12 protein-coding genes and 3 tRNA genes are annotated in these 21540 nt (G+C 44.2%); 9 read left to right on the top strand and 6 right to left on the bottom strand.

The window, feature by feature from the left end; genetic code table 11:
* Nucleotides 1-2 precede the first annotated feature (2 nt).
* Nucleotides 3-2147 carry a FimE-like fimbrial tip protein gene (locus tag IEY67_RS15640; protein ID WP_183668612.1) on the top strand — a complete coding sequence of 715 codons (2145 nt, stop codon included), beginning with the start codon at nt 3-5 and terminating at the stop codon, nt 2145-2147.
* A gap of 92 nt (nt 2148-2239) precedes the next feature.
* Here IEY67_RS15640 and IEY67_RS15635 read toward each other — a convergent pair.
* Nucleotides 2240-2314 (bottom strand) — tRNA-Arg (locus IEY67_RS15635).
* A 71-nt stretch (nt 2315-2385) separates the two neighbouring features.
* On the bottom strand, nt 2386-3111 hold the full coding sequence (gene recO / locus IEY67_RS15630; protein ID WP_122373659.1) for a DNA repair protein RecO: 726 nt from the start codon (nt 3109-3111) through the stop codon (nt 2386-2388).
* Nucleotides 3112-3200: 89 nt separating this feature from the next.
* Between recO and IEY67_RS15625 the strand changes: the two genes are divergently transcribed.
* The 8 genes from IEY67_RS15625 (at nt 3201) to IEY67_RS15590 (ending at nt 9680) form a co-directional block, all read left to right on the top strand.
* Nucleotides 3201-3590, top strand: coding sequence for a DUF2721 domain-containing protein (locus tag IEY67_RS15625; RefSeq protein ID WP_122356459.1), 390 nt, complete (start codon nt 3201-3203; stop codon nt 3588-3590).
* A gap of 132 nt (nt 3591-3722) precedes the next feature.
* A tRNA-Glu gene (locus IEY67_RS15620) sits at nt 3723-3794 on the top strand.
* 41 nt (nt 3795-3835) lie between these two features.
* On the top strand, nt 3836-4090 hold the full coding sequence (gene rpsT / locus IEY67_RS15615; RefSeq protein ID WP_122356461.1) for a 30S ribosomal protein S20: 255 nt from the start codon (nt 3836-3838) through the stop codon (nt 4088-4090).
* A 63-nt stretch (nt 4091-4153) separates the two neighbouring features.
* Nucleotides 4154-4225: transfer RNA gene (locus IEY67_RS15610), tRNA-Glu, on the top strand.
* Between the two features lie 172 nt (nt 4226-4397).
* Entirely contained in the window at nt 4398-6353 is a 1956-nt protein-coding gene (gyrB, locus tag IEY67_RS15605) for a DNA topoisomerase (ATP-hydrolyzing) subunit B (RefSeq protein WP_122373660.1), read from the top strand.
* Between the two features lie 93 nt (nt 6354-6446).
* Nucleotides 6447-8225, top strand: a complete 1779-nt coding sequence (locus tag IEY67_RS15600) for a gamma-glutamyl-gamma-aminobutyrate hydrolase family protein (RefSeq protein WP_183668609.1) — start codon at nt 6447-6449, stop codon at nt 8223-8225.
* A gap of 19 nt (nt 8226-8244) precedes the next feature.
* Nucleotides 8245-9246 carry a M20 family metallopeptidase gene (locus IEY67_RS15595; RefSeq protein ID WP_370450058.1) on the top strand — a complete coding sequence of 334 codons (1002 nt, stop codon included), beginning with the start codon at nt 8245-8247 and terminating at the stop codon, nt 9244-9246.
* Between the two features lie 8 nt (nt 9247-9254).
* On the top strand, nt 9255-9680 hold the full coding sequence (locus IEY67_RS15590; RefSeq protein ID WP_122356467.1) for a SufE family protein: 426 nt from the start codon (nt 9255-9257) through the stop codon (nt 9678-9680).
* Between the two features lie 652 nt (nt 9681-10332).
* On the opposite strand, the gene IEY67_RS15585 is transcribed toward IEY67_RS15590, so the two are convergent.
* The 4 genes from IEY67_RS15585 to IEY67_RS15570 all read right to left on the bottom strand — a co-directional run bounded on the left by IEY67_RS15585 (nt 10333) and on the right by IEY67_RS15570 (nt 21413).
* Entirely contained in the window at nt 10333-12222 is a 1890-nt protein-coding gene (locus IEY67_RS15585; RefSeq protein ID WP_183668607.1) for a RagB/SusD family nutrient uptake outer membrane protein, read from the bottom strand.
* Nucleotides 12223-12241: 19 nt separating this feature from the next.
* Nucleotides 12242-15568, bottom strand: coding sequence for a SusC/RagA family TonB-linked outer membrane protein (locus IEY67_RS15580; protein ID WP_183668605.1), 3327 nt, complete (start codon nt 15566-15568; stop codon nt 12242-12244).
* Between the two features lie 636 nt (nt 15569-16204).
* Nucleotides 16205-18094 carry a RagB/SusD family nutrient uptake outer membrane protein gene (locus IEY67_RS15575; RefSeq protein WP_122373665.1) on the bottom strand — a complete coding sequence of 630 codons (1890 nt, stop codon included), beginning with the start codon at nt 18092-18094 and terminating at the stop codon, nt 16205-16207.
* Nucleotides 18095-18113: 19 nt separating this feature from the next.
* The gene (locus IEY67_RS15570; protein WP_183668603.1) at nt 18114-21413 is read right to left on the bottom strand and encodes a SusC/RagA family TonB-linked outer membrane protein; all 3300 of its coding nucleotides are present in this window, start codon (nt 21411-21413) and stop codon (nt 18114-18116) included.
* Between the last annotated feature and the right edge of the window lie 127 nt (nt 21414-21540).

Genomic DNA, 21540 nt, shown 5'->3' with positions numbered 1-21540 from the left:
TTATGAAAAATGTTATCATATATTTAATTGCTTCATTCGCTTTATTCGCCTGCCAGGACGAATATGAAGTGGAGAAGCCCGGTATTCCCGGTAAAGCGACCTTGAAGATTTCCGTGAATATCCCGGAATACAGGATTGCCACACGTGCTGCCTCTTTCGAAAATAATCTTTCGGACGTATGGTTGCTGACTTTCGACATGAACGGACTCTTCATCGGACGTGTCCATGCGACCGACCTCGACAGCCAGGAGACGAATGGCGTCGGCAACGGCTCTTTCAAAGCGGAAGTATCCGAAGAAACCAGGATCGTCCATGTAGTTGCCAATTACGACAACTGGTCTTCATTCGACGACAAGGCTTTCGCCGAAAAAGATGAAAAAGAACTTATGCCTGCTTTATACGGCAGCAAGATGGTTTTCTGGGGAAGAAGTGAAGTTTCTTCCCTGACCTCGCCTTTGAGCGTAACCCTGTTCCGTAACCAGGCAAAGGTGACGGTTCAGAATGAAACAGACAATTTCACTGTCACCGGCTACGCCTTGGCGAATATAGTTTCAACAGGAACAGTAGCTCCTTTCATTCCGAATATGGAACCGAACCCGTTCGCCATCCAGGATGATATCACAACTTTACCTCTGGAAACCCTGTCAAGAACAGACCAAAGCGATACCGATTGTAATCTGGAAGATAAGTATATGTTCGAAAATCCGAACTATTACGAAAATCAGTCTTTCCTTATTATCAAGGGACGCCTGAAAGACGGCTCGGAATTATATTATAAGATACAATTCCTTGACAACAATAAAAGACCTTATACAATCGTCAGGAACTTTCAGTACAAAGTGATCATCAAATCTTTCAGCGAAGATGCAAAGGGTAGTAATTCTTTTGAGGATGCCAAGAAGGCAGAGGTATCCAACAATATCTATGCCGATATATTCAAAGATTCACCCTCCATCTCCGACAGCGATAACAACCGGCTTACCGTCAGCAACCTGAACTTCCTGTACACGCAGGGAGGTACCTTGAACGTGACCGCCCATTATACGGAAAATGAAGTTCCGAACGACAAAGAGATCAGCGTATCTATCCAGGAAGACAGAGGCAACATCATCAGCGGCCTGTCGTACGACGGAAATGGAAATATAACAGCACGTATTGCCCGGGTATATGCCGGACAGAATGAAGCTACAATCTCGGTGAAAGCAGGCAAGCTCTCTCGTACGATCACAGTCACATCGAGTACGTTGTACAGTTTCAGCCCGGCAGCTTTCACTCCGGAGTTATACACAGGCAAGGACCAGGATATCACATTATCTTTCCGGATACCGGATGGAATACCTAATTACCTCTATCCGCTGAAGTGTGAGATCACAACTCAATATTTATATCCGACCGATCCGAATAAAGATCTACAGATCAACTTCATCAACGGAGTATATAAATATGTATACTGGGCAGAAAGTCCGGGTGCCAAAACACTTAATTTCAAAACAAGCCTGGATAACAGCAATGAGACTGTCACCATAGAGAACGACTATTTTAAGACGGCAGAGATCAATCTGGTATCACGCCAGTTTGAAAATGTATCTGTCAATAACAATAACATGATCGTTTATGGTAAAGGAAATACTGCGACACTCAGGTTTACTATTCCCGGATATGCTGATTATCCACCGGAATATCCGCTCACCGTCTTCGTCGCCACAACAAAGCTAACGACGTCGCAAGCCGGATGGACAGCCGTGAATGGCGGTTACAGTTACACCTATAATCAGGTTCCTACCGGAGAACAAACCGTAGCGTTCACTTCTACGCAGGATGATAGCGGCGAGCAGGTAACGGTCAGTGCACCAGGATTCAGTAATGCGACAATAAATGTTGAAAATCTGGTGAATAAAAACACTTCAACATCGGGAGAGATACGCGTTATTATAAACGGAAGGACATATACAATACCGAACTATACGATCTCATCGTCCGACAGAAGTATACTCGATTCATTCAGGGCCAATAATGCCAGCAATTACAATATTTCCGTCAAATCCGGATGCAAATTATCCGACACTGTTTCACTGACAACAAGTTCCTATACAGGTACATTCACCGTCAGGGAGCTACTATCCGGACAACGTCTGAATCTACAATAAGAAATAGAATATTATAAAAGGAGTATTTCCGGTTAAAAAGAAGGACCGTATCTGAAGCTGATGCTTAGATACAGTCCTTCAACACTTTAACCTGGTAGTCTCGCCGGGAATCGAACCCGGATCTAAAGTTTAGGAAACTTCTATTCTATCCATTGAACTACAAGACCAACTTTTGTATAAGGTGTGGCAAAAGTATAATCTTTTCCGCAAACTGGCAAGTATTCAGCCGGTAATCTGATCAATCAAAAAGACTTTGCATCACCGAAAGTGATTTTATTTCGGGAAATTCCGGCAAATGCAACCGATAATATTCAACAATACGATTGATAACCCCTACCCTGTCCTGCCGGGAAAATGAGTATAATGACATATTTTCAAAGCTAATTTTCAGTAACCGGGCAAAAAAGAGGCTCTCTTCACGGGTCAGGTAATGCCGGTGCATAGGGACACGGTCCACAAAGACCCCGTTCTGCATATCAAAATAGCAACCGGCCGAATAAGAATCGGCATTCGGATAGATACCCAGGTAATGAAGCAGACGCAGCAGGAATACCAGATGAAAATTTGCCACCCCTTTATCGGCATATTCCAGCAAACGGATCGATTCATACAGATAATCGAAAAGCCGCTGGTCCGGTTCAGTATCCTTCACCACTCGCAACAACACCTCCGCCAGAAACAGTGCCAGTACATTCTTCACCGGATTGCAGAACACTTCGGTGAGCGGATAACACAGTTTCGTTTCACGTATCCGGTGCAGGTCGCGCTTATTCAGATGCTCCACTTCCATTTCCAACACCGACAGAGGCATGAACAAGGCCCTGGATACGGTCGACTTCTTTCCCCGGCTGCGTGCAACCAGATAAGAAGCGCGTCCGAACGCCTCCGTATACATATATATAATAGAGTACTTATCGTTATATGGAATAGCATGCAGGACGATCCCGCGTGTTTTACATAACATATCTTCACCGCTTTATGGCAGACAAAGATACAAAACAACAAACTATTTACGATATTTGTAGGTTATAATAGTATAAATACATTTGAGTTATGTTAGATCTTACTACCCCGTCGCTTTTGTTTTCAGCCATATCATTGATACTATTGGCCTACACCAACCGTTTTCTTTCATACGCCAGCGTAGTCCGCGCGTTAAAGGAAAAGCACCAGCAGACACACGATCCGAAAGATATTGCCCAGATCGCCAACCTCCGCAAACGGCTTTACCTGACCCGCTCGATGCAGATACTCGGTATACTCAGCCTGTTGCTTTGCGTGATTTCCATGTTCTTCATCTATATTTCATGGCAAATCATCGCCGCCTGGATATTCGGTATCGCCCTGCTGCTCCTGGCAGCTTCGCTATGCGTATGTATCTGGGAAATAAACATTTCCGTGAAGGCTTTAGAAATACATTTGCAGGATATAAGTTCTAAATAGAAGTTAAAACGAGAAATACTATTAAATTTTCCCATGAAATGTTTTGGTAGTTCAGAGAGAACATCTATCTTTGCACTCGCAATCGGGAAATCAACAATCCCAGAGCGCTGAAAGTGAGAACTTTGACATGATGGCCCATTCGTCTATCGGTTAGGACGCAAGATTTTCATTCTTGAAAGAGGGGTTCGATTCCCCTATGGGCTACAATAAACAAGATTAAAAATTCAATAAAGAATAGCTAAGAAATGGCAAATCACAAGTCATCAATCAAAAGAATCAGACAGACAAACACAAAACGTCTGCGCAACAGATATCATGCAAAAACTGCAAGAAATGCAATGCGTGTACTGCGTGCAACTGAAGACAAGAATGAAGCTCAGGTTCTGTTACCTAAGGTGTGCTCTATGCTGGATAAGCTTGCTAAGAAAAACGTTATTCATAAGAATAAAGCTGGCAACCTGAAATCCAAACTGACAAAGCACGTCAACAAACTTGCTTAAGGAATAGGTTATACTATATATAGTATAAGCCGGACTCAACAGCCCGGCTTTTTTAACCCAGATGGCCCATTCGTCTATCGGTTAGGACGCAAGATTTTCATTCTTGAAAGAGGGGTTCGATTCCCCTATGGGCTACTTTACAAGAGGTCGGATTAGTGATAATTCGACCTCTTTTCGTTTATACTCCCACCAGCCGTATTTTTTGCTATTTTCACATCACTTTTACCTTCTAAGTCGATTATTTTCACTACATTTGTTAGCATTTTTAGATATATAGAAATTTAGTGATTTTAAAGGATAGAAACTCATGAGTGAAGAAATGAAGAATACTTCCGGAGAATACTCTGCGGACAGTATTCAGGTACTTGAAGGGTTAGAAGCAGTACGTAAAAGGCCGTCCATGTACATTGGCGACACCAGTGAAAAAGGTCTCCATCATCTCGTATACGAAGTTGTTGACAACTCGATCGATGAAGCGTTAGCCGGATTTTGTTCCCAGATCGATGTGGTAATTAACGAAGACAATTCGATCACAGTATCGGACGATGGTCGTGGTATCCCTGTAGATTTTCATGAGAAAGAAGGTAAATCAGCTCTGGAAGTAGTTTTAACAATCTTACATGCCGGAGGAAAATTCGACAAAGGGACCTACAAAGTATCCGGAGGATTACACGGAGTCGGCGTATCTTGTGTGAACGCCCTTTCCACTTACCTGAAAGCTGAAGTTCGCAAAGGCGGGAAACTATACATGCAGGATTATTCCTGTGGTAAACCGCTCCATGGCGTGGAAGTGATCGGCGAGGCCACTACTACCGGAACAACCATCTCTTTCAAGCCGGATGCAACCATTTTTACTGTAACGGAATATAAATACGAAATACTGGCAACACGTTTACGTGAACTGGCATTCCTGAATGCAGGTATCAATCTGACATTAACAGACAAACGCGTTCAGAAAGAAGACGGAACTTACAAATCGGATCTATTCCATTCGGAAGAAGGTCTGAAGGAGTTCGTTCGTTACGTAGACCGTTCCAAAGAATCCCTGATCCCCGATGTGATCCATATCGTAACGGAAAAACAGGGTATTCCTGTAGAAGTTGCTATGACATACAACACATCTTTCAACGAAAGCGTGTTCTCGTATGTAAATGACATCAACACAATTGAAGGTGGTACGCACCTGGCTGGTTTCCGCCGTGGTCTGACACGTACACTGAAAAAATATGCAGAAGATTCCAAACTACTGGAAAAGGCCAAAGTAGAGATCCAGGGCGATGACTTCCGTGAAGGTCTGACAGCCGTTATCTCTATCAAGGTTGCCGAGCCGCAGTTTGAAGGACAGACCAAGACGAAGCTGGGTAACAGCGAAGTGACGGGTGCTGTAGACCAGGCAATCGGTGAAGCCCTCTCCTATTATCTGGAAGAGCATCCGAAAGAGGCGAAGATTATCGTTGAAAAAGTTGTCCTGGCTGCCCAGGCACGTCAGGCTGCCCGTAAAGCACGCGAACTGGTTCAGCGTAAATCGCCGATGACCGGTGGAGGACTTCCCGGCAAGCTGGCCGACTGTTCATCGAAAGACGCTTCTATCTGCGAGTTGTTCCTGGTCGAAGGGGACTCTGCAGGCGGTACGGCTAAACAGGGCCGCGACCGTGTGTTCCAGGCAATCCTGCCGCTCCGCGGTAAGATCCTGAACGTGGAGAAAGCAATGGACCATAAAGTATTCGAAAGTGAAGAAATCCAGAACATCTTCCGTGCTATGGGTGTTACTATCGGTACAGAAGAAGATCCGAAGGAATTGAACCTGAGCAAGCTCCGCTACCATAAGGTGATCATCATGACCGATGCCGACGTGGACGGAAGCCACATTGCCACTTTGATTCTTACTTTCTTCTTCCGCAGAATGCGTGCCCTGATCGAGAACGGATATGTTTATCTGGCAACCCCTCCTCTCTACCTCTGTAAGAAAGGTAAAGTGGAAGAATATTGCTGGACAGAACAACAACGTCAGGCATTCATCGACAGATTCGGTGGAGGTAATGAAAACCAGATTCACACGCAACGATACAAAGGTTTGGGAGAAATGAACGACCACCAGCTGTGGGATACGACCATGAATCCTGATAACCGTACATTAAAGCAGATCACGATCGACAGCGCAGCAGAAGCTGACCAGATCTTCTCCATGTTGATGGGTGAAGACGTAGGTCCGCGCCGCGAGTTCATCGAAGAAAATGCTACATACGCAAATATTGACGCTTAATAAGTGGACAGGTGACAGATGACAGTGGACAGATAACAAAGAAAAAGAACTGTCAACTGTCACTTGTCAACTATCAACTAAAATAGTTTTGTTATGAATAATCAAGTCCGCCGTCCGAGTTTAGAAGCCTTATTCAGGGAAGTTGACAATTTCAATCCGAAAAAAGAAAAACTTCAGCCCCCCCGCATAGGAATATCTTCAAACCGGAAAGACGGACTTTCCTGTATAGCCGAGACTTATGTACAGTCTGTTCTGATGGCTGGGGGTGCTCCGGTGCTGATCCCGGTTATAACCGACCTGGAAGCTCTCACAGCGATTGTTTCCAGCCTGGACGGATTACTGATGAGTGGCGGTGGAGATATCAATCCGCTCTATATCAGAGAAGAACCGATACCGCAGTTACAGGATGTGGATACCTTCCGCGATGAGTTCGACCTGATCCTGCTCCGGTTGGCTACCAATCGCCAGTTGCCTGTCATGGGTATCTGTCGCGGGCACCAGCTTATCAATGTGGCATTCGGCGGCTCCGTCTATCAGGATATTTATTCGCAACATACAGGCGGCGTATTCAAACACAGTCAGGCAATGCCCCGTGAACAGGCTTCACATTCCGTCCGTATCTCCGATACCTCTTCCCGTCTTTTTGAAATACTGAAAAAGGAACCGGATGTACTGGTCAACTCGGTACACCACCAGGCAGTCAAAGAGGTTGCTCCCGAATTCAAGGAAACAGCCGTTGCTCCCGATGGCATCAACGAGGCGATGGAACATCCCGAAAGAGAGATATTCAGTATTCAATGGCATCCCGAAGCAATGGCATCCAATGGCGACAAGTTGATGCTCGAATTATTCAGGCATCATGTAGAAGCGGCACGTCTGTTCAAAGAAGCCAAACGTATCCACAGCCGGAATGTTATACTCGACTCCCACACCGACACACCGATGATCTTCCCCGGCCAGTTCAATATCGGCCAGAAAGAGGGCGGTAAAGTGAATCTTCCGCTTATGGAGGAAGGCATGGTAGATGCAGCCATCATGGTTGCTTATATCCCTCAGGGAAAACGGGATGACGCATCATTGCAACAGGCAACGGCGTTTGCCATGAACCGATTGAACGAGATACATCGCCAGATGGAAATAAACCGCGGCAGAATGAACATCGCCCATACCCCTCAGGAAGTATGGGTAACGAAAGCTGCCGGCAAGAAAGCAATCATGCTGGGTGTAGAAAACGGTTATGCCATCGGTAAAGATATCAGGAATATAGCCCGTTTCAAAGAACTGGGTGTCAGCTATATCACGCTCTGCCACAATGGTAGCAACGATATCTGCGACTCTGCACGCGGAGAAGCCGAATGGGGCGGCCTTAGCCCGTTCGGAAAAGAAGTGATTGCCGAAATGAACCGGCTGGGTATTCTGGTAGACGTATCGCATGCTGCAGAAAGCACATTCTATGATGCACTGGAAATAAGCACACAGCCGATCATCGCTTCGCATTCTTCGGCACGTGCTTTATGCGACCATCCGCGTAACCTGACCGACGACCAGTTGAAAGCATTGGCCGCCAAACAGGGTGTCGTACAGGTCTGCCTTTATAAGGGATTTATCAATGAAGATGCTGAAAAAGCATCGCTCACCGATGCCGTACGCCACATCAATCATATCGTGGACCTGATCGGCATCGATCATGTAGGCATCGGTTCCGATTTCGACGGCGACGGCGAACTGATCGGATGCCGGGCTAGTAATGAACTGATTAACATCACCGTACGCCTTCTGAAAGACGGATACAGTGAAAATGATATAGCAAAGATATGGGGAGGCAATCTGCTGCGTGTCATGTCACGTGTGCAGTCAGCCTATAATGGATAAACAAAAAACAAAAACAGATATGATGCACATTCTGTATATCGCCCTGCTGGCATGTTCATTAGCAGCATGCAGTCAGGCCAAAAACCAACAAAAAGAGAATACAACGGTGAGCCAGGCAGTACCTCAAACAAATACGCCGACATTCGATGCCGACAGTGCCTACACATACGTAGAGAACCAGGTTAAATTCGGTCCGCGTGTACCTAACACCCAGGCCCATAAAGATTGTGGCAATTACCTGGCTTCCGAACTGAGACGTTTCGGAGCAAAGGTATATGAGCAGGAAGCAACCCTCACTGCTTATGACAATACGGGACTGGAAGCTAAAAATATTATCGGCTCCTATAACCCGGATAGCGACAAGCGCATCCTGTTGTTCGCCCATTGGGATTCCCGTCCTTATTCAGATGAAGATCCTGATCCCGCCAACCATCATAAGCCGATAGACGGTGCCGACGACGGAGGCAGCGGTGTCGGTGTTTTATTGGAGATCGCCCGCCAGCTCAGTATAACCAATCCCGGTATCGGTGTCGATATCATCTTCTTTGATGCGGAAGATTACGGTGTACCCGAATTCAGCAGAAACAAATACAATGAACCGACCAGTACGACCTGGTGCCTGGGTTCGCAGTTCTGGGCAAAGAATCCTCACATACCCAATTACAAAGCAGAATTCGGTATCCTGCTGGATATGGTAGGATCGAAGAATGCCGTATTCTATAAAGAAATGACCTCCATGCGTTATGCAGCACGCTATGTCGATGAAGTATGGAATACTGCGCGTAACCTGGGATACGGAAAGTATTTCATCAATGCGAACGGCGGAGGTGTCACCGATGACCACGAATTTGTAATCGAAGGGCGTAATATTCCATGCCTCGACATTATCAATTACAGTGAGGATGGTTTCGGATGGTACTGGCACACACAGAAAGACAATATGGACAATATCGACCGCGAAACCCTCAAAGCTGTAGGGCAAACGGTTCTGGAAGTAATATATAACCGACAAAAGAAATAATACGAACGATGACTATCAACGAACTTCAGGACAATGTTATTGAAGAGTTCTCAGCCTTCGACGACTGGATGGACAAGTATGCGTTGCTGATCGACTTAGGCAACTCCCTTCCCCCGCTGGAAGAAAAGTATAAAACAGAAAGTAACCTGATCGAAGGTTGCCAGAGCCGTGTATGGCTGCAGGCGGACTATAAAGACGGTAAAATTATATTCAAAGGTGAAAGTGATGCAGTGATCGTGAAAGGTATCGTTTCGCTGCTGATCAATATCATGTCGGACCATACACCGCAGGAGATACTGGACACCGACCTCTATTTCATAGAGAAGATCGGTTTGAAAGAACATCTTTCCCCTACTCGCTCAAACGGTTTGGTGGCTATGGTCAAACAGATGCGTATGTATGCGTTGGCTTTCCGGACAAAAGAACAAGGATAATTTATAAGAGCATTTCAACAAAAGTTTTCAGAAACAAGTCCTTCATTCCTTCATCTGTAATATAACTAACTAATTATTTGTTATTTACAGATGAAGGATTTTTAGTGTAATGAAGGAAACAGTCTTCTTTTCGGATTAATACATCATTATCCTTCCAGATATTGATGTCTGTTTAGGTTTAATTCTTCAGGCAAGAAGTGAAGCTTAGGTAATAAGCAATAACGAATCTTATAACTACTTGTTATCTAAAACATTATCTCTTCTTTCTTATTTGTCAGTTGTCAAACGCTTATATCACAGCTATCGAACAAGCGTTTGACATCTGACAAACAAACGTTCGATAATTGACAAACAGAAAAGAAGAAAGGATAATTGACCTAAGGAGTCACTGGCTATGTACTAAAATAGAATAGGCAAACTGATAGCCTACCGGTGAATACCTAGCCTTTTCATTGTATAGGATGCGATCATTTATGAACTAAAAAATATAAAACACAAGAAAAATCCTTCATATATATAATATTCCTTCATCCATAGAATAACCACAATCAAGCGATTAGTCATACAGATGAAGGAATGAAGGATTTATTTACGAAAACTTTTATTGTATAGAAGTTCTGTCATCCCGGGACAAACCCGTCAGGACAGGCTCTTATTCGGTTATCTCAGTTCCATAATACGGTCGGAAATCATCGTTCGACTTATATACGTAATAAGTCGTCGGATTCGTATACGGATTATTGTAATGGAAAATGGCAGGATTGGCATTCAGCTCTGCCTGATTCCAACCCGGAGTCCAACCGACAAATACACCGTCCATGTCGAGACAATGCTGGTAACGTTCGCAGTTCGTTCCTTTATAAGCACGGTGGATACCCAGTTCCAGACGCTTAGCGTCAAAGTAGTTGACGCCTTCACCCCAGAACTCGACACCTTTCTGGAAAACATACTCATCCAGAAGCGCATCGGCAGTCGTTGCCGTGCAGGTATAAGACGGATTACGGGTCTTCACGATATCCTCCAAAATGGCCGCTGCTGCCGGTACACCCGATGTATGAAGTGCCGCTTCGGCTTTCAGGAAATACATTTCTTCAATACGCATGATCGGGCAATCGACGGCACCACCGATCGAGTGTGTCCGGTAATCACCGTTGTGCGGACGGAACTTCATATTGACGTACAACCATGGCCATGACTGGTAACCGTTGGATGAATTAATACGTGAACGAATCCACGACGCAGAACTGTTATACTTATATTGATACTTATCAGGTCCGAATCCGGAATAGTCGTCATTCCAGTCACTCTGGGTCGTACTTGTGCTTATGTCGTTGACCGACCATTTATTGTTGACGAACTTGCCGTCTGCACTTCTTTCCACCAGATACGGCTCACCTTCTTTCTGGTTCTTCGACTCGTAGAAGAAGTTAGGAGCCAGCCACGATTTCTTGCGGAAGTCGTTGTCTGAAAGACGTTCGTACCATTTACGGTCGAGCGAACGACCGACACGCCAACCATACACACTGAAGGTCGTCTCTGTCCCGAAGATCATGGCGAAAGAGAATGACTGATTATTGCCGGTAGCAGCAGTGGTGTTACCTTCCGAAATGGAAGTTGCCCACATCCATGAGTTCTGCGAGTTACGATTGTTGAAGCCGTTCACCGGATCCGTCCATTCACTTTCCGTCAACGGAGTACAACCGGCTACAGAAATAGCCCTGTCCGCATATTCGCCGGATTTCTGCCAGTAAGAGGCTTCATCCTTATAGGAAGCTGATGTTTTCACACGGGAAGCCAGGTTAGCATATGTACGGGCATACAAACCATAGACAGCCGCCAGATTAGGCTGGGTTTTATCGGTGCGGGTATATCCTTCGAGATAGGTTTCAGCCTGCTGCAAGTCACTCAATATCAAATCATAGGCTGCATCCACCGTCGCACGTGGGTTGTTGGAAGCCTCTTCCGATGTGGTCTTTTCCGTTACGATAGGCACGCCCAGGTTGGTCAGGTCGTTTTCAGGCGCCACATAGTTGTAGCGGCTATCCGTGGGTTTCTTATATTCCATGATCTGTACCAGGTCGAGATAATAAAGGGCACGGTAGGCATAACTGATTCCCAGATAAGACTTCTTCGTATCATCCATATCGTTCACATCGATCATGCCGATGATGTCGTTTACATTCTTTATGTAAGAATAATACAGGTAAGAAGGGTACAGTCCGCGGTTAGATCCGGTAGCACTTATCGCCCCATAACAATAGGCGCCCATCGTGTTATAACCGTTACCTCCGGAACAAACAAACTGGCCTGTACTATGTTCCAGCATGGCACGCATACTGGCGTAGGAGATCATTTCTATACCGCCGTCTTCATTTATATATCCTCCCATCGAGGTATAAATAGAGTTTACCATTCCCTGCAATGCCGATTCCGACGCCTGTATCTGGTCATTCAGCACGTATTGCGTCGGTAATGTTTCTTCAATACAGCTACTTAACCCCAGAAGAGCCGCTGCAGCCAATAAAATCTTATATTTCTTCATGATGTTTTCTTTTTAGTGTTTAGAATGTCAATGAAATACCGCCCGAGATAGTACGTATCGGAGAATAAAGTTCCGGGTTAGTATATCCTTTCAACGTATAGCGAGGGTCGAATCCCTGGCGTGCCGAGAAGTAGAACAGGTTTTCACCCGAGAAGTAAACACGTATGTTCTGTATTTTATACTGTTGTGTCAAACTGGATGGCAATGTATAACCCAGATTGATGTTCTGGATGTTCAGGTAGCTTGCATTGGTGATGAAACGGTCTGAACGCGAATTCTGCGAATATGTTTCTGCAAACTGCAAACGTGGAACACTTGAACCTCTATTCTCCGGCGACCAGGCATTCAGCATGTCTGTATGCCAGGTTGAAGAAGTGGCTGTACTGGTGTGCATCAATGTCGAGTAGGTATAATCGTATGCCTTACCTCCCAACTGATAGTTGAGGTTGATGGAGAAGTCGAAACCGCGATAGCTCAAAGATGTACCCAAACCACCATAGAAAGCCGGAAGCGCATCGCCGATCAGGTAATCGGTAGCCTGGTTGACATCCTTGGTCATTTCTTGTCCCGTCACATTTCCTGCATCGTCGAGGATATCTTTATGGAACAAGGATTCTCCTGTTTCAGGATCAAGACCGGCAAACTTAGGTAAGTACCATGTGTAGAGAGAAAGACCTTCAGCCACGAAATATTTGTACTTGGATACGAACGACTTATCCAGGTTGACGTAACCGTCATGACCGTCCACCTTGGTTGTCTTGATTTCATCCGGTAAAGTCAGTACTTTGTTCTTCACATGGGAGATATTGAAATTAACATCCCACTTGAAGTCCTTATTCCGGATCAGCGTGCCTTGCAATACCAACTCAAGACCAGCATTACGCATATCCCCCATGTTAATGAAATAACTGGTGTAACCGATAGAAGGAGGTGTATTCAGGGAGAAGAGCATATCACTGGTTTTCCGGTAGAAATAATCGAGGCTACCGCTTAGGCGTCCGTTGAACAGGTCGAATTCGGTACCCACATTCCAGTTTGTATTGGTTTCCCAGGTGATATCGCCGGAGCCTTTCTGACGCCATTGGAAAGCAGGCTGGTCATCGTTGTTCACTACCGTATAAGAGTCGGCATACAAATAATCGCCGATATTGTCGTTACCCTGTGAGCCGACAGAAGCCTTCAGTTTCAAAGAATTCACCCAAGGCACATTGAAGAACGACTCCTTCGAGATAAGCCAGGCACCGCCGACCGACCAGAAGTTACCCCAACGGTGGTCTTTCGCGAAACGGGAAGAAGCATCACGACGGTAAGAGACCGAACCGAAATATTTTGCATCGTAGTTGTACATCGCACGGAAGAAATACCCTTCGTTATTATACGTATTGGAATAAGAATTCGGAGTATTGTTCAGATTCAGAAGTGTCGCCAGCTCCCAAGAGTTATCGATACCGAAATTACGTCCGGAAGCGCTCAGTGACTCATATTTGTAATTGTAATATTCATGACCGACCATCGCGCTCACGTCATGCTTGCCGAACTGTTTGCCGTAATTCAGCAACTGTTGCGTATTATAAGTAAAAGTACGGTAAGAGGCCTTATAGAGGGTACCGTTATCGGACGAACTGGTGTAATAATCGACAAAAGGACTTTTTGCCTCCGTATAACGCCGGTCGTAATCATACGCATTGGCATTGAACGTGAATGTCAGGTCCTTGGTCAGATTTACATCTACATAACCACTGGCGATAAACGAGTTACCGGTTGTTTCATTTACATTATACTTGTTATTGAAGATACAGTTGCCACCCACACCACCTGCACGGTTCAAGTCGTAGGCCTGAGCGAAGTCATACATATTCTCTCCCCATTTATCGACCATGATGTTCTTGTTTTCATCACGGAAATAAACAGGATAGACAGGAGCCTGGGTCTTTATCGTACTCCAGATGGTACCGGTACCGATCGTACCTTCGGATGTCTTGCTGTAATCATATTTGGAGTAGTTGAAATTCGCACCGACTTTCAGCCATGTCTTTGCCTGGTAATCCAGTTTTGCACGCGCCGTCAAACGTTTCTGCGTGGAACCTTCCTGGATACCATCCTGATCCAGATAACCGACAGAGGTATAATAATTAACACGTTCGGAAGCACCGGAAACCGACACGTTATATTCCTGGCGGAAACCGTTCTGCAAACCGATATCCTCCCAGTCGTCGGCCTGCAACCAGAATTTCTGTCCGTTATAGTTATAAAGAGACCCCATAGTCGCTCCCGGGTTCATGGTTCCCCCCTGTTGAATGAAATCCTGTCCGTCGGGAACGGTATAGACCATATAACCCGGGCCTACCCCACTGGAAGAGCTGGTCAGATGCTGGTTTGCCAGAGCATGAGCATCGGTAGCCGACATACCTCCACCGCCTTCTGTTATATAATAGTTATACAACATCTTGTAATATGTTTCGTAGAACTGCTGGGAATTCGTCGTCTTATAGTTCCGAAGACCATTGGAGTTCGATCCCCATTTAGCATCTACAGACACTTTGGCTTCTCCGCTTTTCCCTTTCTTGGTCGTGATCATGATCACACCGTTGGCACCACGGGCACCATACAGCGCGTTGGAAGCAGCATCTTTCAAGACAGTCATCGACTCGATATCGTTGGAGTTGATCAGGTTCAGGTCACCGTCGAAAGGCATACCGTCCACTACGATCAGCGGTTCCGTATCCGAAGAAATAGAACCGAAACCACGGATAGTTATAGAGGGCGAACTACCCGGCTGTGAAGAAGCGTTGCTCAACTGAACACCGGCAACACGTCCGGCTAACGCCTGGGCTGGGTTACTTACCTGTGCTTTCAAAAGATCGTCCGCCTTCATTATACCGGCAGAACCGGTAAAGGCTTCTTTTGTACTTTTACCGAAAGCAACCACTACAACTTCATCCAGTGCCTGGCTGTCTTCCTGTAATACGACTTGGATATTGTTCCGGTTCCCCGGCCGGATAGTCTGGGTAACATAACCCACATAAGAGATTTGCAGCGAACTGCCTGACGGGATAGATAACTCGAACTTACCGTCGAGATCTGTCATGATACCGTTGGTAGTACCTACCTCAACAACACTGGCGCCGATCACCGGTTCACCGTTTTCGTCTTTCACTACCCCTGTTACTCTACGGGTATTCTGAGCCGTCGATGTTGCTTCATGCACCGCAATTGCGGAATGGCTACCATTTGCACTTAATTCTGTCATTGCCTGTTTTGCAGAGACATTACTCTCGGCAGCCAACGGCAACCCCAGACAAAATAAAGCCATAGGTACAAAAATGACTTTCTTAGTGTAATTCATAACTTAAATAATTAGTGATTATAACTCATAAATCAAATACGAAGAGAAGATACTAAGCATATATGCATACGGGTATGGCGAATATTGCCGATGCATGTAACTTCATCCATTTAGTGTTTGTCGTCATGTTAAAAATTAATTAATGGTTTTTACTATAAAAAAAAGACCACAAAGGCTATATTTCATAGCCTGCCCAAAAGCACAATCTGACAAATCAGACTGTTTGTTATCCACAATTTCTCCTAACTTCTTAAACCTGTATTCATTAGTGTAATAGATATTTTGAGCATAGTTCACGTAGGACTCTATCTAAATATCAGTATACAAATATACTATTTTTTATAAAACGAGCGCGGTTTAGTATAAAAAATAAATAAAAAAAACATATTGTTGCCAATTTATGTATTAAAAGACTTCGTCTCATCCTTTAATTGCTGGAGTCCTACGTGAACTCCGGTCATAAGAGAAAACCCAACAAAAATATTTATTCCAACTACTCTAAACCCAGGTATCCGGTACCTCTTTTTACTTTACTTCCTGTACTTTTACAACCAAGGATAAGTGAATCTTCTTTTCAGAAATAAAAAAAGGTATGCCGAAAATCGACATACCCTTTTCTATTTCAATCAATTCCGATTACTCGGTGATTTCAGTACCATAATACGGCTTTATCTCATCATTAGACTTATAGACATAATAGGTCGTCGGATTTGTATACGGATTATTATAATGATAAATAGCAGGATTAGCATTCAACTCTGCCTGGTTCCAGCCCGGAGTCCAGCCAACATATACGCCGTCCATATCAATACAATGCTGATAACGTTCACAGTTCGTTCCTTTATAAGCACGATGGATACCTACTTCCAGACGCTTAGCATCAAAATAGTTGATACCTTCACCCCAGAACTCAATACCTTTTTGAAATACATATTCATCCAGGAATGCATCAGTAGTCGTTGCCGTACAGGTATAGGTAGAATTACGTGTCTTCACAATTTCTTCCAAAATTGTAGCAGCTGCCGGAACACCCGATGTATGAAGAGCAGCTTCCGCTTTTAGGAAATACATTTCTTCAATACGCATGATCGGATAATCGACTGCACCACCAACCGTATGAGTCCGGTAATCGCCGTTATGCGGACGGAACTTCATATTAACATATAACCACGGCCATGACAGGAACCCATTAGACGAATTTATACGTGAACGGATCCAGGACGCAGAACTGTTATACTTATACTGATACTTATCAGGTCCGAATCCGGAATAGTCGTCATTCCAGTCACTCTGGGTCGTACTTGTACTTACGTCATTTACCGACCACTTATTATTGATAAACTTACCATCAGCATCTCTTTCCACCAGATATGGCTCTCCTTCTTTCTGATTCTTCGATTCATAGAAGAAGCTAGGATCCAACCATGATTTCTTACGGAAGTCGTTATCCGAAAGACGTTCGTACCATTTACGATCGAGCGAACGGCCGACACGCCAGCCATACACACTAAAAGTCGTTTCTGTTCCGAAGATCATCGCAAAAGAGAACGATTCATTATTTCCCGTGGCAGCCGTAGTATTACCTTCAGAAATAGAAGTTGCCCACATCCATGAATTCTGAGAGTTACGGTTATTGAATCCGTTTACCGGATCGGTCCATTCTGCCTCCGTCAGCGGGGTACAACCGGCTACAGAAATTGCCTTATCCGCATATTCACCGGATTTTTGCCAGTAGGAAGCTTCATCCTTATAGGTTGCCGATATTTTTACACGAGAAGCCAGGTTGGCATACGTACGGGCATACAAACCATACACAGCGGCCAGGTTAGGCTGGGTTTTATCCGTACGGGTATAGCCGTCCAGATAAGTTTCCGCCTGTTGAAGATCGCTCAGAATCAGGTCATAAACAGCATCTACCGTTGCACGCGGATTGTTGGAAGCCTCTTCAGATGTCGTCTTCTCCGTTACAATAGGTACCCCCAAATTAGTAAGATCGTTCTCCGGAGTTACATAGCTGTAACGGCTGTCAGTAGGTTTCTTATATTCCATTATCTGAACCAAGTCCAGATAATAAAGAGCACGATAAGCGTAACTAACTCCCAGATATCCCTTTTTAGTATCATCCAGATCATTCACATCGATCATACCGATGATGTCGTTTACATTCTTAATATAAGAATAGTAGAGATAAGAAGGATACAGTCCGCGATTGGAACCTGTTGCACTGATCGCTCCATAACAATAGGCCCCCATTGTGTTATAACCGTTCGCTCCCGAGCAAACAAACTGGGTCGTACTATGCTCCAGCATGGCACGCATGCCACCATAAGAAATCATTTCTATACCACCATCTTCATTCTTGTATCCACCCATCGAGGTATAAATGGAGTTAACCATTCCTTGCAATGCCGACTCCGATGCCTGGATCTGGTCATTCAGTACATATTCTGTCGGCAATGTTTCTTCAATACAGCTACTAAAACCCACAAGAGTCGCCGCAGCCAATAAAATCTTATATTTCTTCATGATGTTTTCTTTTTAATGTTTAGAATGTCAATGAAATACCACCAGAGATAGTACGTATCGGAGAATAGAGTTCCGGATTACTATATCCCTTCAACGTATAACGAGGATCGAATCCCTGGCGTGCCGAGAAGTAAAACAGGTTTTCACCGGAGAAGTAAACACGTATATTCTGGATATTATACTTCTGTGTCAAGCTTGAGGGCAATGTATATCCCAGGTTGATATTCTGTACATTCAGATAGCTCGCATTAGTAATAAAGCGGTCTGAACGAGGATTCTGTGAATACTTTTCAGCAAATTGCAAACGTGGAATATTTGAACCTGTATTCTCCGGAGACCAGGCATTCAATATGTCCTTATGCCATGTTGTAGACGAAGTTGTACTGGTATGCATCAATGTCTGATAAGTATAATCGTATGCCTTTCCACCCAACTGATAGTTCAGATTGATGGAGAAGTCGAAACCACGATAGGTCAAAGATGTTCCCAAACCGCCATAGAAAGACGGAAGAGCATCGCCAATCAGATAGTCGGTTGCCTGACTCGAATCTTTAGTTGTCTCCTGTCCGGTTACATTTCCTGCATCATCGAGGATATCTTTATAGAACAATGATTCTCCCGTTTCAGGATCCAGACCGGCAAACTTAGGTAAGTACCATGTGTAGAGAGAAAGCCCTTCGGCTACGAAATATTTATATTTGGAAACAAACGACTTATCCAGGTTAACATAACCGTTATGTCCGTCTACCTTTGTCGTTTTTATTGCATCCGGCAAGGTCAGTACCTTATTCTTTACATGAGAGATATTGAAATTAACATCCCACTTGAAATCTTTATTTCTAATCAACGTACCCTGCAATACTAACTCGAGACCGGCATTTCGCATGTCACCCAGATTAATGAAATAACTGGTATAACCGATAGAAGGAGGTGTATTCAGCGAGAACAACATATCACTGGTCTTCCGGTAGAAATAATCCAGGCTACCACTCAGACGTCCATCGAAAAGATCGAATTCGGCACCCACATTCCAGTTCGTATTAGTTTCCCAGGTAATATCACTAGAGCCTTTCTGGCGCCATTGATAAGCAGCTTGGTCGTCATTATTTACCACTTTGTAGGAATCGGCATATAAATAATCCCCGATATTGTCGTTACCTTGTGAGCCGACAGATGCTTTCAGTTTCAAAGAATTCACCCAAGGTGCATTAAAGAAAGCTTCCTTCGAAATAAGCCAAGCACCACCGACCGACCAGAAGTTACCCCAACGGTGGTCTTTTGCGAAGCGTGAAGAAGCATCACGGCGATAAGACACCGAACCGAAATACTTTGCATCATAGTTATACATGGCGCGGAAGAAATAACCTTCGTTATTATAAGAATTGGAATAAGAATACGGATTATTATTCAGATTCAAAAGAGTTGCTAACTCGCGCGTATTATCGATTCCGAAATTACGCCCGGAGGCACTCAACGATTCATATTTGTAATTATAGTATTCATGACCGATCATAGCACCTACATCATGCTTACCAAATTGTTTGTTGTAATTCAATAACTGTTGTGTATTATAAGTAAAGGTACGGTAAGATGCTTTTGACAGATAACCGTTATCGGATGAACTGGTGTAGTAATCGACAAAAGGACTGGTAGCATAGGTATAACGGCGGTCGTAATCATAGGCATTGGCATTAAATGTGAATGTCAAATCATTAGTCAGATTTATATCTGCATAACCACTAGCAATAAACGAGTTACCTGTTGTTTCATCCGATCGGTATTTATTAGAAAAAATACAGTTACCACCAACACCTCCTGCACGACTCAGATCATAAGCTTGTGCGAAGTCATACATTTTCTCTCCCCATTTATCGATCATGATATTCTTATTTTCATCACGGAAATAAACCGGATAAATAGGCGCCTGAGTTTTGATTGTACTCCAAATCGTTCCGGTACCGATCGTACCTTCAGATGTCTGGCTGTAATTGTACTTGGAATAATTGAAGTTTGCACCGACTTTTAACCATTTCTTCGCTTGATAGTCCAGTTTGGCACGTGCTGTCAAACGTTTCTGCGATGAACCTTCCTGGATACCATCCTGATCCAGATACCCCACAGAGGTATAATAATTAATACGTTCAGAGGCACCGGATACCGAGACATTATATTCCTGACGGAAACCGTTTTTCAATCCGATTTCTTCCCAATCGTCGGCTTGCAGCCAAAGTTTCTGACCGTTATAATTATAAAGAGTTCCCATAGTCGCTCCCGGATTCATTGTTCCGCCCTGCTGGATAAAATCTTGTCCCTCCGGAACTGAATAAACCATATATCCCGGACCAACACCACTTGACGAATTTGTCAGATGTTGATTTGCCAATGCATGGGCATCAGTAGCAGACATACCGCCACCAGCTTCCGTTATATAATAGTTATACAGCATTTTATAATAAGTTTCATAAAACTGCTGAGCATTTGTTGTCTTATAATTTTGAAGGCCATTGGAGTTTGCTCCCCATTTAGCATCTACAGACACTTTGGCGTCTCCATTCTTACCTTTCTTTGTTGTGATCATAATCACACCATTGGCTCCACGGGCACCATACAAGGCATTCGAGGCAGCATCCTTCAATACGGTCATCGACTCGATATCGTTGGAGTTGATCAGGTTCAGGTCACCATCGAAAGGCATACCGTCCACTACGATTAAAGGCTCCGTATCCGAAGAAATAGAACCAAAACCACGGATAGTAATAGAGGGCGAACTACCCGGCTGTGAAGAAGCGTTACTCAACTGTACACCGGCAACACGTCCGGCCAAAGCCTGAGCCGGATTCGACACCTGTGCTTTCAGAAGATCGTCTGCCTTCATTATACCGGCAGAACCGGTGAAAGCTTCTTTTGTACTTTTACCGAAAGCTACAACCACAACTTCATCCAAAGCTTGGTTATCTTCCTGTAAAACGATCTGGAGATTATTTTTATTTCCCGGTTTCATTGTCTGGGTAACAAAACCGACATAAGAGATTTGTAATGAGCCATTAGCACTCATGGACAGTTCAAATTTACCATCCATATCTGTCATAATACCATTCGTCGTGCCTACTTCTACAACACTGGCACCAATTACCGGTTCTCCGTTTTCGTCTTTAACAATACCTGTTACTTTGCGGATACTCTGATTAACAGAAGCTGCCTCTACTACTACAGCCTTCTGGACATCAAAATCTGAAATAGTGTTTTCAGCCACCATGGTCAAATTAAGACAAAACAAAGGAATAGCCATGCAGGCAACTTTCTTTGTGCAATTATTCATAACTTAATTATTTAATGATTAGAACTTGAATAAAAAACCATTCACTGATTAGGTTAAAAAAGAAATATTTCTTCTATCCCTTCTACTAGCTGCTATTGTTCCTCATACCTGACCTGAATCAAAAATT

Source organism: Parabacteroides faecis (genome assembly GCF_014647375.1).
Classification (GTDB): Bacteria; Bacteroidota; Bacteroidia; order Bacteroidales; family Tannerellaceae; genus Parabacteroides; species Parabacteroides faecis.
This window is presented reverse-complemented; position numbering and strand designations above follow the sequence as displayed.